Here is a 15269-nt window from a genome sequence, read left to right as displayed (position 1 = left end):
AGCAGTAGCGCACTCAGGCCGACCACACCTCGCGGAACTTGCCGCTGCGGTCCGGCCGGGGCGGCTCATCGGCAAACCGGACATCGACGCCGCCGGCGCCTTGGGCTGCGAAGAACTTGCCCAGGCGCTCCCCCGCCTCCGCCCGCACGGCAGCCGTCACGGCATCCGGCCAGACCTCGATCCGCACGGTCAGCGACCTCAACCCGGTGCGGATCGCCTGGAACCGGCGGACGCCGGCAGTCTCCTCGATCACGGTACCCAGCGCCAACGGCAGCACCGTCACCACGCTCCCGTCGGCGGCAGCAAAGCTCAGCACGTCACCGCTCCGGCCCTCGACCCGCAGAGTGGGAAACGGGCTGCCGCCCGCGCACGGGCCGGCAGCCAGCTGCACCCGGTCGCCCAGGTTGTACCGGATCAGCGGCTGGACCCGGTTGGCCAGGTTGGTGACCAGCACCGTGTGCGAGAGTTCCCCCGCCGGCACGGGCCGGAAGACGCCGTCCACCGGCTCCACGATGTTCCAGTCCGCGTTGACATGCAACAACCCCTGCCGGCAGCGGCTGGTCAGGGCGAGAGCCTCGGAAGCAAGGTACCGCACGGTGACCCGGCAACCGAGGGCGGCCTCGATGTCCGCCCCGGCATCAGCTGCCAGGCCCTCGCCGGCAGCGACCGCCAGGAGCGGATGGATCCGGAGCCGTCCCGATTTCTGTTCGGCGGCCAGTTGCAGCATGGCGCTCGGATACCCGTAGAGCATGGTCGGCTGGAACACGTTGAGGTCCGCCACGAGTTCCGGGAGCGGCCGGAGCACGGAGAACACGCGGACCCGGCGGGCGGTGGGGGGGCTGCGTCGCCGCGCCGTTTCCGTCAGCACGACGCCGGCAAAGTGGTCCCCGTCCGCGATCAGCGCCGCAGCCCGCACTCCCTGGTGCAGGAAGGCCCGGGCCTCGGCAGCCGTCAGCAGGGTCCGCCGTTCGCGGATCGGGGCAAGGAGGTTCGCGACCTGCAGCGAGGTCCGGTCATGGACCAGGACCGCAGGCTCCCCCGTGGACCCCGACGTCGTCATCACGAGGTACTGCCCGCGGTAGAAGCCGCCGACGCGCGAGGTGTCCCCGAGGAGGTCTTCCTTTAGCCCGGCGAGCGTGATGTGCGGATCGGTCACCCAGTCATCGAAGTTCTCCATGAGCTCGCGTTTGCCCACCGGAGGCAGCTCCCGCAGGTAACTGACCAGATCCGTGGTGCCCTTCTCCGGGACGTCCCGGTAGAGCCTGCGGTAGAAGGGCGAGGCGGACCGCGCGTGGTCAACGAGCACGGCGAGACGGTCCCGTTGCCGGCGGGCGATCGCGTCCTGGCTTGCCCACCCGGCCCGCCAGATGTCCCACGCGATCCCGGTCAGTCGTGTCATCCCGAGAGGAGAGCCGCGCATCTCCCATCACCCTTCTACGGGTGCCGTCGTCCGGCTGCCCGCCGATCCACGCTAACGCGCCCATCCACGCTCGCACCCTCTCCCACGCTGGCACGGCGCCGGCCGCCCCAACAGGGGCTTTCGGCACCGGCGGCACTTGGGCGTATGCCCGAACACTGTCGAATTGCTGGACTTCCAAGCATGTAGGACCCCAGACTGTGTACAACAGCTGGCTGGGCGGCGTCTTGATTCCCGCTTCCGGGCCGGCCGGGGACTACCAGCAGCATCGTTTGGGGCTTTGCTTTATACCTTTTCCACCACCGTGAAAGGACCTGGTTAATGCCGGACTTGTCAGCCTTCTACCCGCTCATTTCGATCATCCTGGGGGCGGCCGTAGTCATCGGCGTCATCTGGGTGGCAACAAAGCTGATGTGGAAGGTGGCTGAACCGAACGAGGCCCTCATCATCTCCGGGCTGACGCGCGGCACGCTGGAAACCCGGGAGGGAATGGACTTCAAGATCGTCACGGGCAAGGGGGCCCTGGTGCTGCCCGGGCTCCAGACCGTGCGGCCGCTGTCTCTGACGCTGAATGAAACCGAGCTCAAGGTCTCCTGTGTGACCTCCCAGGGCATCCAGGTCATTGTCGACGGTGTGGTCATCTACAAGATCGGGGATGCCCCGCCGTTCATCGCCAACGCCGCACGGCGGTTCCTGGGCCAACAGCCCAAGATGGAAAGCCAGGTCTACAACGTCTTCGAGGGCCACCTGCGCTCGATCATCGGCAGCATGACGGTCGAGGAAATCATCCGCGAGCGCGACAAGCTGGCCTCCCAGGTCCGCAGTGCCAGCGGCGTCGAAATGGAGAAGCTGGGGCTTGTGGTCGACTCGCTGCAGATCAAGGACCTCCAAGACCCTACGGGCTACATCCAGAACATCGCCAAGCCGCACATTGCCATGGTCAAGATGGAGGCCCGCATCGCGGAGGCCACCCGGAACCGCGAGGCGGCGGAAAAGGAAGCAGAGGCAGAGGCCATGATCGCCGACGCCCGGAGTGTGTCCGCGATCCGGCAGTCCGTGGCGCAGGCCAATGCCGAGCGTGCCAAGGCAAACGCGGCCCAGGCCGGGCCGTTGGCCGATGCGTCGGCGCGTCAGCAGGTGGTGGTCCAGGAAACCGAGGTCGCCAAGCTCGAGGCCGACCGGGAGGAACAGAAGCTGCAGACCACCGTCCGCAAGCCCGCCGACGCGAGGGCCTATGCCAAGCGCACCGATGCCGAGGGCCAGAAATCCGCGGACATCAGCGCGGCCGAGGCGCTGGCCCGGCGCACCGAGCTCGAGGCGCAGGTCAACGCCCGGCGGACCGAGCTGCAGGCGCAGGCGAACGCGACGGCGGCAGCGGCGGCGGCCGGGGCCACCAAGGTCACCGGCGAGGCCGAGGCTGCCGCCACGAAGGCCCGCGGCGAGGCCGCCGCCTCAGCCATCAAGGCCAAGGCCCTGGCCGAGGCGGAGGGCATCAAGGCCCGTGCCGAAGCGCTCGCAACCAACCAGGACGCCGTCATCTCCCAGCAGCTCGCCGAGAACATGCCGGCGATCGTGGCGGCGGCCGCCGAGCCGTTTTCACACGTCGGCCAGATGACCGTCCTCAACGGCGGCGAAGGGGTCAACAGGATGATCGGCGGGATTTTGGCACAGGTGGGCAACTACCTCCCGGCACTCTCCAGCGCGCTCAAGAACACCCGGGACGCCGCCAAACGGGACACCAAGGCTCCGGGTGCGTAGTGCCTGCCATGCGCACGCAAATGCGGGGATTCTGATGCCCAACGGTTTAGATGTACAAGGATTCTGATGCACAAGGACGTTGACCGGAGCCTGACCGGAAAGATTGGGCGGGTCACGGGTCGGATCGGCCCGGGCACCATCGGCGAGGTCATGCTGCCCGTTCGCGGCGGAACCAGTGCGTTCCATGCGCACCCGTTCGACAAGAGCAGCGTCTTCGCCGTGGGCGAGCAGGTGCTGGTGATCTATTTTGAACCGCCCCAGACCGTGTTTGTGGACGAACTTCCGGACGTGCTCAAGGCCGATTGACCGCCTCTGGACGCTGGGAGGCGACGGGCGTATTCTGAAGTTCCGTAGCCTCTGGAGGTATTTCTGATGGAAGGCAATATGCGTGCGCGTGGCGGCCCGGCTGTGAGGTTATCGATGGTTTCCGGCACCCGTTCGCTCTTCCCGGTCGGCAACTGGCCCGATCCGCTATAGCTCGTCTTCCGTCATGCCGTCCGGCACCACTGTTTCGTTGGGTTTGCGCCGTGAACGCATGGCCGCAATCAACTGCGCCCCCTTGACGGTTCCCGTCAGTTAGCGGTAGTTTCCCCGCCTTTTGCTGCCCTTTCCACCCTTTGAGCAGATCGGCCTCGCCGCGCCCACCTGTTAACCCACTCTTCCCCTGCCGGCCACGCCCGCTCCCCCGCGCCGCAAACCGCCGCCCGCACCGTGGAGGAGTGAGGATCGCAATCATCGCCGAATCATTCCTGCCGCTCATGAACGGGGTCACCCACTCCATCCTGCGCGTGCTGGAGCATCTGCAGGAGCGCGGGGACGAGGTGCTGGTGATCGCGCCGTCCACGCAGGACACGGACGTCCCGGACGAGGTCTATGGCGCCCACGTCCACCGACTCCCCTCGGTCCCGTTGGCCGGCTATGCGAATGTGCGGGTGGCGATGGGCGGTGTGTATCGGGTCAAGCGAATCCTTGCCGACTACGCGCCCGACGTCGTGCACCTCGCGTCCCCGTTCGTGCTCGGCTGGCGGGCAGCGCAGGCCGCCCACCAGCTCGGAATCCCTACGGTGGCCATCTACCAGACCGAGGTCCCCGGCTACGCGGGGCGCTACGGCGTCCCCTTCCTGGAGAACTGGGCCTGGAACCGGGTGGACCAGATCCATCTGCTGGCCTCGCGCACCCTGGTCCCCTCCACCTTCGCGCTCAACCAGCTCCGCGGCCGCGGCATTCCGCGCGTGGACATGTGGCGGCGCGGCGTGGACACTCAGCGGTTCAACCCCGAAAAGCGCGACGCCGGCTGGCGGGCCTCCGTGGCGCCCGGCGGCGAGCGCCTGATCGGCTACGTGGGCCGGCTGGCGGTCGAGAAGCAGGTGGAGGATCTGGCGGTGCTGGCGGATGTTCCCGGAACCCGGCTGGTGATTGTCGGCGACGGGCCCCAGCGGCCCGCCCTGGAAGCTGCCCTGCCGCAGGCGGTCTTCACCGGGTTCCTCGGCGGCGCCGACCTTGCCCGGGTGGTGGCTTCCTTCGATCTCTTCGTCCATCCCGGCGAGTTCGAGACCTTTTGCCAGACCATCCAGGAGGCCATGGCGTCCGGGGTGCCGGTGGTGGCCACGGGCCGTGGCGGCCCGCTGGACCTCGTGGAGAATTCCCGGACCGGCTGGCTGTACGAGCCCGGCGACCTTGCGGCGCTCCGTGCCCGGGTAATGGACCTGATGGGCGACGACGCCAAGCGCCGCGCGTTCGCCGCGGCCGCGCACGCCTCGGTTCAGGGCCGGACGTGGTCCGTCCTCGGGGCCGAACTCGTTGGCCATTACCAGGCCGTGACCCGGGAGCCTGCGGTAGGCCGCTCCCCCCTCGTTGCCCTGTCGCTTAGGGCTGCTAAACCCGGGCCATAAGCACCCTAGGTGATAGCGCAACGGGGGCGTTTGGTCCTCCCGCGCAGGCCTGGACCCGCCCCGCCCACGTGTTGGCACCGCGTGCACCCTCCGGGCACCTATGATTTCCCGATGGGAGGGTTCTAAATGGTTGGTTGGTCTCAAATTCGCACGGCGGTAGCCGGATGACGGCGTCGTCGTACCCGGAGGAAGGCCCCGGCGCGGTCCCACAAGAAGGCTTCGGCGCAGTCCCGGGCTATGGGGATCTGGTGGAATCCAGCCCCGACGCCCTGCTGGTAGTGGCAGAAGACGGGACCATCAGGATGGTCAACACCGCCGCGGAGCGCATGTTCGGGTACGACCGCGGGGAGCTCGTGGGCTCGGACCACCGCATCCTCCTGGCCGAGGGGTTCCGGAACGGGCTGGAGCGGCTGTTCTTCAACCTCCGCCGCGACGCCCATGCCGACAACGACGCCGCCGACGCCGACGAGACTGACACCGCTCCCGTGGAGGCCTACGGGGTGCGGCGGGACGGCACGGAGTTCCAGGCCGAGGTGGCCGGGTCCGTCTTCGTGACCGGGGACGGCGCTGGTAATGGTACTGCAAGCATGATCGCCGCGGTCCGCGACACCTCGCACCGGCCGGAGACCGATGACGGCCTCCGCGAGGCCATGTCGCTGCTGAGCGCGACGCTCGAATCCACTGCCGACGGCATCCTTGTGGTCAGCAGCGAGGGCGAGATCGCCGGCGTCAACAATCAGTTCCTCACCATGTGGGGCATCCCGCGGGAAATGCTGGCCACCGGGGACGATGAGGCCGTCATGGGCTTCGTCCTGGATCAGTTGCGCGACCCGGCCCAGTTTGTCGAAAAGGTTGAGGCTCTCTACGCCGATCCCACGGCGGAAAGCCACGACATTTTGGAATTCCGCGACGGCCGGACGTTTGACCGCTATTCGCGCCCGCAGAAAGTCGCAGACCAGGTGGTCGGACGGGTGTGGAGCTTCCGCGATGTAACCGCGGCCAAGGTTGCCCAGGACCGGATCACCCGGGCCATGGCAGACCTCGCCGCGCAGTCCGCCCAGCTCAAGGCGCTGGCGTTCCGGGACGGATTGACCGGGCTGTCCAACCGCCAGCTGTTCAATGATCGCCTCGCCAGCGCCCTCGAGGGCCCGCGCGGCACCGGAGTGGACGTCCTGCTCCTGGACCTGGACGATTTCAAGGAAGTCAACGACATCCTGGGCCACCATGCCGGGGACCAGATGCTCATAGAGGTCGGCCGGCGGCTGCGCACGTGCGTCCGGCCAAGCGATGTCGTGGCCCGGCTGGGCGGCGACGAGTTCGTGGTGCTCCTGATCAACTCGGTGGAGCCCGAGGCGGTCGCTGCCCGGATCGTTGACTCGCTGCGCGTCCCGGTGTGGATCGACGGCACCATGTTGCGGCCCAGCCTCAGTCTGGGGCTCGCCTCGATCGGGCAGGCCGCCGTTGACGCCTCCGAGCTCCTGCGCCGTGCCGACGTCGCGATGTATGCCGCCAAGACCGCCGGGAAGAACCGGTACATGCGCTTTCAGCCGGAGATGATGAAGGCCCTCGTGGACCGCAACGACCTCGAGGCCGGCCTGCGGCTGGCCGTGGACAGCGGACAGATCGCCGTCCACTACCAGCCGATCGTCTCCGCCGGCAGCGGGACAGTGACCAAGGTGGAGGCCCTGGCCCGCTGGGTACGCGACGGCGTGCTCGTTCCGCCCCAGCAGTTCATTCCGGCGGCGGAACGCAGCGGCCTCATTGTCGAGATCGGCACCGAGGTACTGCTGCGCGGCTGCACCGAGCTCAAGCCCTGGCTGGAAGAGGAGTCCTCCCGGTCCCTGGCCGTTAACGTCTCCGGCGTCCAGCTGCAGCACGGGGACTTCGCCGAGCTGGTCCTGGCCGTGACGGAATCCTGCGGCGTGGACCCCCGCCAGCTCGTCCTGGAGGTAACGGAGAGCGTCTTCTTCGAGGACGACTGCCACGTGATCCAGCAGCTCATGAGCCTGCGCACGGCCGGCGTCCGCGTGGCGCTCGATGACTTCGGCACCGGCTTTTCATCCCTGGGGCGACTGCAGGGCCTGCCCGTGGACACGCTGAAGATCGATCAGTCATTCGTATCCATGATCAACACCGGCACGGAACAGCTGCCCATCCTGAACGCCATGATCGGCATGGCCCACGGACTCGGGCTTACTGTCACGGCCGAGGGCGTGGAAACGGCCGCCCAGGCCGGCTACCTGATGAAGCTGGAGTGCGATTCCCTGCAGGGTTTCCTGTTTTCGGGCCCCCAGCCGGAGGCCGCGCTCCAGCCTGCGCTGGACCGGGCGGCCCGTGCCATCGCCGCGCTGCGGGGCGAGCGGGTGCCCGGCAACCGGTGACCCGCAAAGTTCCGTGGCCGATGTGCTGGACACAGGGCCGAAGGACCCTATGATTCAGGGAAACGCATTGATCCGGGCACCTCGGCCGGGAACATCATCGCTCTATGAACTTCCGTCGCTTGGGGGCCGGTATCGTCGTGGGAACTGGATTTTGTGAAGACCTGCTGGAGCAGGGTCCTGATGCGTTTCTGCTGCTGACCGCGGACGGGACCATCGCCTTCGTGAATTCGGCCGCGGAACGGCTGTTCGGCTACCCCCGTGAGGAACTGCTCGGCGTTCAGCACACCATCCTGCTCTCGGAGGAAGCCCGCCGCGGCTTCCTGCGGGTCTTTGGCCGGCTGGGTCGCAAGAGCCAGGCCGGAAGCCGGCCGTTCGCCGCCGTCGGACGGCACCGCGACGGCTCGGAACTCGCCATGGAGATCACGTGCGCGCTGGTGAGTGTCGACGCCGGCACGGCCATGGCGGTAGCCGTCCGCGACGCCGAGCACCGGAATGACTCCGATTCCGGCCGGCGGCTGGCCGTCTCCCTTCTGGATGCCACGCTGGAATCAACGTCGGACGGAATCGTGGTGGTCTCCAACGAGGGCCAAATCACCGGGATCAACGACCAGTACTTGAAGCTGTGGGGCATGCCGCCGGAGCTGATCGCGGCCGAGGACCCCAATGCGCTGGTGCGGTTCATCGCGGACCAGCTGGTGGACCCCGACTACTTCCTGCAGAAGGTTTCAGCGCTCTACGCGGACAGCCTGATGCAGAGCCACGACGTCCTGGAGTTCGCCGACGGCCGCACCGTGGAGCTGTACTCGCGCCCGCAAAAGGTGGCGGATGCGATCGTGGGACGGATCTGGAACTTCCGCGACATCACTTCACGCCGGCGCGCCCAGGACCAGGCCCGCCGCGCCATGGAGGAACTGGCCGAGCAGGCGGGCAAGCTCAAGGAACTGGCCTTCCAGGACCCGCTCACGGGGCTGGCCAACCGGATGCTCTTCAATGAACGGGCCGCCGCGGCACTGCTCACCCCGGAACCGGTCCACGTGCTGCTCCTGGACCTGGACGACTTCAAGGAAGTCAACGACGTCCTGGGCCACCATGCCGGCGACGAGATGCTGGTCGAGATCTCCCGTCGGCTCCAGAACTGCGTGGGTCCGCACGGCACCGTCGCCCGGCTGGGCGGTGACGAGTTCGTGGTCCTGCTGGTCGGCTGCCGGGACGCCGACGGCGTGGCCCAGCGGGTGGTCAGCACCCTGAACGCCCCCGTCTCCATCGAGGGGACGCTCATGCGACCGGGCCTGAGCCTGGGCGTGGCATCGCGCGACGCCGGGACGGAGACGTCATCGGAACTGCTGCGGCAGGCGGACTTGGCCATGTACGCGGCCAAGGAGGCCGGGAAGAACTGCTATGTGCACTTCCAACCCGAGATGCTGGCCGCGCTGCTGGAGCGCACCCAGCTCACGGCCGGCCTGCGGCGGGCAGTGGAACTGGGGCAGATCACGGTCCACTACCAGCCCGTCATCTCCAGCGACCGGCTCGAGGTGGTGCAGTTCGAGGCCCTGGCCCGCTGGGAATGGGAAGGCGAGCTGATCCCTCCGGACGATTTCATCGAGACCGCGGAACGCAGCGGCCTGATCCGGGAGATCGGGGCCGAGGTGCTGCGGCGCAGCTGCACCGAGCTCGCCCCGTGGCTCGGGGAGGACCCGTTCCGGAGCCTGGCCGTCAACGTCTCCGGCGTGCAGCTGCAGCACCGCGACTTCGCCGAGCGCGTCCTGGACATTGCGGCGTGGAGCGGCGTGGACCCGCGCCAGCTGGTCCTGGAGGTGACCGAGAGCGTGTTCTTCGACGCCCACTCCCACGTCATCGGCCAGCTCGAGACCCTGCGCGAAGCCGGCATCCGCGTGGCCCTGGACGACTTCGGGACCGGCTATTCCTCGTTGGGCCGCCTGCAGGACCTGCCGGTGGACGTGGTGAAAATCGACAAGTCCTTCGTGTCGATGCTGCAGACCGGCGTCGAGAAACTCCCCATCCTCACCTCCATGATCCACATGGCCCGAAGCCTGGGACTGAAGGTCACGGCCGAGGGCATCGAGACACCGGCCCAGGCACGCTACCTCATGGACCACGGCTGCGATGCCCTGCAGGGCTTCCTCTTCTCCCGCCCGGAACCCGGGGCGGCCAGGCAGCGGGCCGTCAGCAACTCGACAGCGGCCATCGCTGACCTCGAGGGCGTACCGCTGCCCGGGTAGCTCAGCGCGTGCCCGGGCAGCTCAGCGCGTGCCCGGGTAGCTCGGCTGCTGCCCGGGCAGCCGGCTGGTGCCCTGGTGAGCTTGCGTCACGGCCGGCGCGTTCGACACATTTGGTTGCGGCATGATGCCCATCACGTTCGGGGAGCCCGCACCGCATATGATTCAGTCAGCGCAGTGCGCCTTGCTCTCCGCAAGACGCCCGCTATCCGTTCATCGCCTGGGGGGCTGTCAGACATCGTGGAAGCTGGTTTCGCACAACAACTGCTGGAGTACAGCCCGGACGCACTGTTGCTGGTCGGCGCGGACGGATCCATTTCCTTCCTCAACCCGGCCGCAGAGCGGCTCTTTGGCTATTCCCGGGCGCAGCTCCTGGGCGCGGACCACAGCATGCTCCTGGCCGAGGCCTCACGGGAGGAATTCCACGGCGTCCTGGCCGGACTGGGCAAGGCGGCAAGCCCCCGCTCCCCGTTCACCGGCTCGGGCCGGCGGGCCGACGGCACCGAACTCCCGGTCGAAATCACGTGCTCGCTTGTCCCCGCGCCGGCAGGAGCGGCCGACGCCGGAACGTCCGTGGCCCTCTCGATCCGCGGCACCGCCGGAGGCAACTCCGGGGAGAGCCACAGATCGAACACCGCCGCCGGAGGCCATGCCGGCGCCGGCAGCGCCGGGCGGTCCCTCAGCGGCGACTTTCTCCGCCGTCATACTCCTGTTTCTGGAGGACTTCAGGGTGCGGCTGCTCCCGCGGCGTTTGCCGAGCACGACGACGAACTCAAGGCCGGGTCCCTCCGCGACCCGCTGACGGCACTGCCCAACGGACCCCTCTTCAACGAACGGCTCGCCGCCGCCCTGCGCCGTCCGGATCCGGTGGACATCCTCCTGCTGAACCTCGATGACTTCAGGCACCTCAACGACGTGCTGGGACGCTCGGCGGCCGATGAGCTGCTGGTGGAGTTGGCGAGCAGGCTGCGCAACTGCGTCCGCCCGCATGACACCGTGGCCCGGCTGGGCGGCGATGAGTTCGCGGTGCTGCTGACCGAGTGCCTCAACGCGGACGCGGTGGCCAAGCGGATCGCCGAGGCCCTCTACGCGCCCCTGCGCGTGGGCGGCTCCATGGTCCGGCCCGGCGTGAGCATGGGCCTGGCGTCGAAGTCGGGGCAGACGCTGGACGGGGCGGAACTGCTGCGGCAGGCCGACGCCGCCATGACCGCGGCGAAGGCTGCCGGGAAGAACAACTGGCTGCGGTTCCGGCCAGAGATGCTGAGCACCGCGGCCCACAAGGCCGACGGCGATTCCGGGCTCCGGCGCGCCGTCGAGCTGGGCCAGATCTCGGTGCACTACCAGCCCGTGGTGTCGCCGGGCATCGGCTCGGTGGTGCAGTTCGAGGCGTTCGCCCGGTGGGAGCGGCACGGCCGGCTGGTGCCGCCCAACCAGTTCCTGCCTGTGGCGGAGCAGAGCGGCCTGATCCGCGAGATCGGCGATGAAGTCCTGCGCCGCGCCTGCGCCGAGATCCGGCCGTGGCTGGCCGGCGACCCCGCGTACAGCGTCGCCGTGAACGTCTCGGGACTGCAGTTCCAGCACCGGGACTTCGCCACGGATGTGCTCGCGATTGCCGCGTCCACCGGCGTTGACCCGCGCCAACTGACGCTTGAGCTGACGGAGAGCGTGTTCTTCGACGCCGCCTCGGACGTCCTGGGCCAGCTCCGGCAGCTGCGCAAGGCCGGTGTCCGGATTGCCATGGACGACTTCGGCACCGGATATTCCACGCTCGGCCGGCTTCAGGAGCTGCCCCTGGACAACGTCAAGATCGACCGCTCCTTCGTGGCCATGATCAAGACCGGCCAGGAACAGCTGCCGTTCTTCGCCACCATGATCAACGCCGCGCATGCCCTCGGCTTGAAGGTCACGGCGGAAGGCATCGAAACCCCCGCGCAGGCCAAGTACCTGATGGACCGCGGCTGCGACTCCCTGCAGGGCTACCTGTTCGCCAAGCCGGCCCCCGCCAGCCACCTGGCCGGAACCATGGAGAGCGCCCTGAACGCCCTGGACAAGGTCGACGCCGCGCGGTAGCAGATTGGGCAGCGCGCCGGCAGGCCGGGCGGTAGCCGTCCAAGCCGGGGCGCCGCTTAAACGTGTTCACATCAGCGCTTTTCGCAGGCGATGCCGTCGTTGTCGCGGTCGAGGTCGTACTCGCCCCGGTGCCGCGCACCGCCGTCGTTGTAGCTGTAGAGGGTGTTGTCGACGCGGAAGTTGGTGACGCGCTTTCCGGTGGTCTTGTCCCGGGCGCCGCTGCGGCCGACGCCGTGCGGGTAGACCTTGTTCAACTCCGTGCAGTTCTTGTACGACTTCGGCGCGGGGGCGGCAGATGCCGGCATGGCCGTGGCGCTCAAAACGACGGCGGAAGCCGCCAGGGACGCAATAATCAATTTCTTCAGGCGACGTTTAGGAGCACTCCCCCCATTAGAAGCCCTCAACCGCCAATCGGAGAGGTGCAGGAAAGGCTATCCCACGTTTTGGCTGCTCAGAGGCCGAATCACCGTTGCGGAGCGGCTGCTTAAGCGCGGCGGTCCAGCTTGTCGAGGTCCTGGGCAACCATCGCCTCGCTGCGCTGCCAGAGCGCCTTGGCCAGTCCGGCGTCGTAGGCCTGCTTGTTGGCCTTGGAGAGCGTCCGTTTGGCGTAGTAGGCGCCGGAGATCCAATCGTGGCCCGGGGTGGCGTTAGCGAGCCACACAAGGGTGTCCGCGCCCTGGTCGGGGGTCAGCATGAAGCGCTTGAGGAAGGACGTGTAGGCCAGGCGCATGGGGCTCGTGGAGTCGGCCGCGAAGTTGGTGGCCACCCCGCCCGGGTGGAACGCCGCCGTCGAGATCCCCTCGGTGTTGTAGCGGTTGTGAAGCTCGTTGGTGAAGAGAATGTTGGCGAGCTTGGCGTTGCCGTAGGCGCGGTTGGTGGAGTATTTGCGGGCCGCGTCGAGGTCGTCGATGTCCAGCTTGCCGAAGAGCGAATTCGCGACGCTCGAGGTGTTGATGACGGTGGCCCGGCTGGCGGCGAGGACGTCGATCAGCTCGGTGGTGAGCAGGAACGGTGCCAGGTGGTTGACCTGGAAGGTTGTCTCGTGGCCGTCCACGGTGAGCTCGCGGGGTCCCATGATGCCGCCGGCGTTGTTGGCCAGGACGTCGATCTGCGGGTACTTTTCCTTCAGCTGCGCGGCCAGGTTGCGCACCTGGGCAAGGTCGGCGAAGTCACTGACAAAGAAGTCGGCGCCGATTTCGTTGGCGATCGTCTCGGTCTTCTGCGCGGAACGCCCGACGACGACCACGCGCTCCCCCTGCCGGGCGAAGGTCCGCGCGGCGGACGCGCCGATGCCGTCGCTGGCTCCGGTGATGACGATAGTGCGCTCGGGCATTGAGGTGTCCTTAGAACGAAGCGTTGGGCTGGTCTTTTGGAATCCAGCCCCGTCGAATTCTAACGAGCCTAACTGGGAGAACGTTCCGTCGGGCCCGGGAGCTTAGCGAGAGTCTGCTGGGACTCCCCTGCAGCGCCTAGATGCGCAGCGGCGAGCGGAAACTCAGGGCCGTGCCGGCGTTCTGCAATTTCAGCCCGATGGCCAGCATTTCCTCGGTGGTCCGGAGAAGGGAGTAGTGGCTGTAGTTGCCCTGGATAACGGTGCCCGGGACCACGGACGGGGCGACCACGAAATTGGGTATCGGAGTGTCTTCGTCAAAAACTACAAATATCGCCGTTCGTCCCGCCCGGTAGCTTTGGCTGTTCAAGATCACCGGCAGCCATTGCGAGAGCCAGGTGTCGCCCGTGGCGACGCTGCAGTCGTGCATGTCATTGCACACGTTCGGCACGACCACGGAAAAATTCGGCAGAGTGTTGTTGGCCAGGTCGCTCGCCAGGTGTCCCGCGCTCACGGTGCCCAGGGGCACATTGTTGATTGCGCATGCCGCCCTGTCCCCCGTCCCTTGGTAGTAGATTTCCGGGTTGTGCCGCTCTGCATAGAGCCCGGACGCGGTTAGCCGGCAATTTGAGGGCATGTCCTCCATGTAGCTCTTATAGGACTGGCCGGCCGTACGCACCTGCCGGAAGATGTTGTCGGCCGTGATGGGCGGCAGGCCTGAGGGGTTCGAATCGGAAGTGACGCCCTGCGTGCTGCCCGACGTCATGGCCAGATAGCTTGGCAAGGAAGGCAAGCCCGTGCCTGCGTCACTCCAGGTGGAAACCGAGGCACACTGGTTCGCTTTCGTCGTCATGTACGGCGCGCTGGCGTTCCCTATGACCTGTGAATAGGTCTTGTTCTCAAATAGCACCCACATGACGTGGTCGTATTTCGTCGGCGCGACGGTCGCCGTCCCGCACGGGTTAGCGCCGGGGGGCGGAGGCGGCGGCGGGGGCGGAGGAGGAGGGGGCGGCGGCGTCGTGTTCGTGGTGATAGTCAATAGAGGCCGTTGAGTGGCTACCGAAGCCTCCTTGGAGCTGTAAATGACGCCGTCGGAGGATGTGTTGCTGATGCGGAACGAATACGTGCCGTCACCCTTAATCACGCCGAAGAGATCAAAGTCCACAAAGGTGTTATCGGCAACAGCGCCGCGCGAAGCCACAATCGGCGTCTCCGCAACGGGCGCGTTGTTGAATGTGATCGTGTTTTCACTCCAGGAGTTGTTGAGGACGCGCCGGAATTGGCCGCCCGAGTTGGATGGATCCGTAGCGAACAGCCGGAGCCTGGCGCCGGTCACAGTGCTGCCCGCACTGCCGGTTACCGTGAACTTGAGGAAGATCATTTCGACCGGCGAGTTATCAGCCTTTAGGCCTGTTGCCGTGCGGAAGTTAATGGTGGGACTGTCACGCTTCACGACCGCATCAGCCGTAGTAGAAAAGGTCAGGGTGGCGGCCTCTGCGGGGCCCGCAATAAGGGAGATTGTGGCGGCCACTAGGAAAAAGACTGACGCCAGGGAAATCCATTTGTGCCCCAAGAAGGAGCGGCTAAACCGATGCCTTTTAGTACCGTTCTTGCCCAAGGCGAAACCAGGATCTACGCGCATCGTGGGACTCCTATATAAGGTCCGGTCGACGCACCCTGCGCCTTAATGGTCCGTAGGAATTCACACCCTAGCCTGCCCAATAGTGCCTCACAATGCCCACGTCCAAAATAGCTGGCCGACTAAAGGTATTCCCAAGGTTCCTATCGGTCTTACGCATGTGCCAGAACTGTCCGCCTGATTCATCAGCAGCTTTTGGGGGTTAAATGCGGGAGGACCCCCAACGTGGTTGGGGGTCCTCGACCTGAATGGTTGTCCGGCGGTGACCTACTCTCCCACACCCTCCCGGGTGCAGTACCATCGGCGCTGTGGGTCTTAGCTTCCGGGTTCGGGATGGGACCGGGCGTTTCCCCCACGCTATGACCGCCGTAACCCTGTGTCCGCACCCGCCGGCGCCCTGGGGGCGTGGGGGTGGGAAATCTGTGGTGTTACAACGTGCTGCCGGTTCGCACCGGCAACGGTGGTGTTGTTATGTTGTTGTCGGTTCTCAAGCAACGGGTTTGTTGTCTGGGAACCACATAGTGGACGCAAGCAGTCTTGTTTCT

The 15269-nt window shown here is 66.8% G+C and carries 10 protein-coding genes and 1 rRNA gene; 6 read left to right on the top strand and 5 right to left on the bottom strand.

Features of this window, described 5'->3' with window-relative positions; all coding sequences use genetic code 11:
* Positions 1-13: 13 nt before the first annotated feature.
* The gene (locus BLQ10_RS00055; protein ID WP_091556906.1) at positions 14-1399 is read right to left on the bottom strand and encodes a phenylacetate--CoA ligase family protein; all 1386 of its coding nucleotides are present in this window, start codon (positions 1397-1399) and stop codon (positions 14-16) included.
* A 339-nt stretch (positions 1400-1738) separates the two neighbouring features.
* Between BLQ10_RS00055 and BLQ10_RS00050 the strand changes: the two genes are divergently transcribed.
* The 6 genes from BLQ10_RS00050 to BLQ10_RS00025 all read left to right on the top strand — a co-directional run bounded on the left by BLQ10_RS00050 (position 1739) and on the right by BLQ10_RS00025 (position 11755).
* Positions 1739-3175 (top strand): flotillin family protein, encoded by a 1437-nt coding sequence (locus BLQ10_RS00050; protein WP_091556905.1) that lies wholly within the window; start codon positions 1739-1741, stop codon positions 3173-3175.
* Positions 3176-3241: 66 nt separating this feature from the next.
* A complete protein-coding gene (locus tag BLQ10_RS00045) occupies positions 3242-3481 on the top strand; it encodes a hypothetical protein (protein ID WP_090583451.1) in 240 nt (79 codons plus the stop codon).
* Positions 3482-3894: 413 nt separating this feature from the next.
* Positions 3895-5067 carry a glycosyltransferase family 4 protein gene (locus tag BLQ10_RS00040; protein ID WP_091556884.1) on the top strand — a complete coding sequence of 391 codons (1173 nt, stop codon included), beginning with the start codon at positions 3895-3897 and terminating at the stop codon, positions 5065-5067.
* 164 nt (positions 5068-5231) lie between these two features.
* Positions 5232-7448, top strand: a complete 2217-nt coding sequence (locus BLQ10_RS00035; protein WP_091556881.1) for a putative bifunctional diguanylate cyclase/phosphodiesterase — start codon at positions 5232-5234, stop codon at positions 7446-7448.
* A gap of 104 nt (positions 7449-7552) precedes the next feature.
* A complete protein-coding gene (locus tag BLQ10_RS00030) occupies positions 7553-9688 on the top strand; it encodes a putative bifunctional diguanylate cyclase/phosphodiesterase (RefSeq protein ID WP_254785328.1) in 2136 nt (711 codons plus the stop codon).
* 237 nt (positions 9689-9925) lie between these two features.
* Positions 9926-11755: a putative bifunctional diguanylate cyclase/phosphodiesterase gene (locus tag BLQ10_RS00025; protein ID WP_139164146.1), complete on the top strand. Its 1830-nt coding sequence runs from the start codon at positions 9926-9928 to the stop codon at positions 11753-11755.
* A 71-nt stretch (positions 11756-11826) separates the two neighbouring features.
* Here BLQ10_RS00025 and BLQ10_RS00020 read toward each other — a convergent pair whose 3' ends face one another.
* The 4 genes from BLQ10_RS00020 to rrf form a co-directional block, all read right to left on the bottom strand.
* Positions 11827-12111 (bottom strand): excalibur calcium-binding domain-containing protein, encoded by a 285-nt coding sequence (locus tag BLQ10_RS00020; RefSeq protein WP_091556873.1) that lies wholly within the window; start codon positions 12109-12111, stop codon positions 11827-11829.
* Positions 12112-12239: 128 nt separating this feature from the next.
* Entirely contained in the window at positions 12240-13088 is an 849-nt protein-coding gene (locus BLQ10_RS00015; protein WP_091556870.1) for an SDR family NAD(P)-dependent oxidoreductase, read from the bottom strand.
* A 136-nt stretch (positions 13089-13224) separates the two neighbouring features.
* On the bottom strand, positions 13225-14727 hold the full coding sequence (locus tag BLQ10_RS00010; RefSeq protein ID WP_091556867.1) for a CBM96 family carbohydrate-binding protein: 1503 nt from the start codon (positions 14725-14727) through the stop codon (positions 13225-13227).
* A gap of 251 nt (positions 14728-14978) precedes the next feature.
* A 5S ribosomal RNA gene (gene rrf / locus BLQ10_RS00005) occupies positions 14979-15095 on the bottom strand.
* Positions 15096-15269: the final 174 nt, after the last annotated feature.

It is taken from the genome of Arthrobacter sp. ok362, from assembly GCF_900102785.1.
GTDB lineage: Bacteria > Actinomycetota > Actinomycetes > Actinomycetales > Micrococcaceae > Arthrobacter.
This window is presented reverse-complemented; position numbering and strand designations above follow the sequence as displayed.

Bases quoted from the DNA above. Each gene is read 5' to 3' on its own strand.
- BLQ10_RS00035 (WP_091556881.1), top strand. From the start codon at position 5,232: ATGACGGCGTCGTCGTACCCGGAGGAAGGCCCCGGCGCGGTCCCACAA.
- BLQ10_RS00030 (WP_254785328.1), top strand. From the start codon at position 7,553: ATGAACTTCCGTCGCTTGGGGGCCGGTATCGTCGTGGGAACTGGATTT.
- BLQ10_RS00045 (WP_090583451.1), top strand. From the start codon at position 3,242: ATGCACAAGGACGTTGACCGGAGCCTGACCGGAAAGATTGGGCGGGTC.
- BLQ10_RS00015 (WP_091556870.1), bottom strand. From the start codon at position 13,088: ATGCCCGAGCGCACTATCGTCATCACCGGAGCCAGCGACGGCATCGGC.
- BLQ10_RS00055 (WP_091556906.1), bottom strand. From the start codon at position 1,399: ATGACACGACTGACCGGGATCGCGTGGGACATCTGGCGGGCCGGGTGG.
- BLQ10_RS00050 (WP_091556905.1), top strand. From the start codon at position 1,739: ATGCCGGACTTGTCAGCCTTCTACCCGCTCATTTCGATCATCCTGGGG.
- BLQ10_RS00010 (WP_091556867.1), bottom strand. From the start codon at position 14,727: ATGCGCGTAGATCCTGGTTTCGCCTTGGGCAAGAACGGTACTAAAAGG.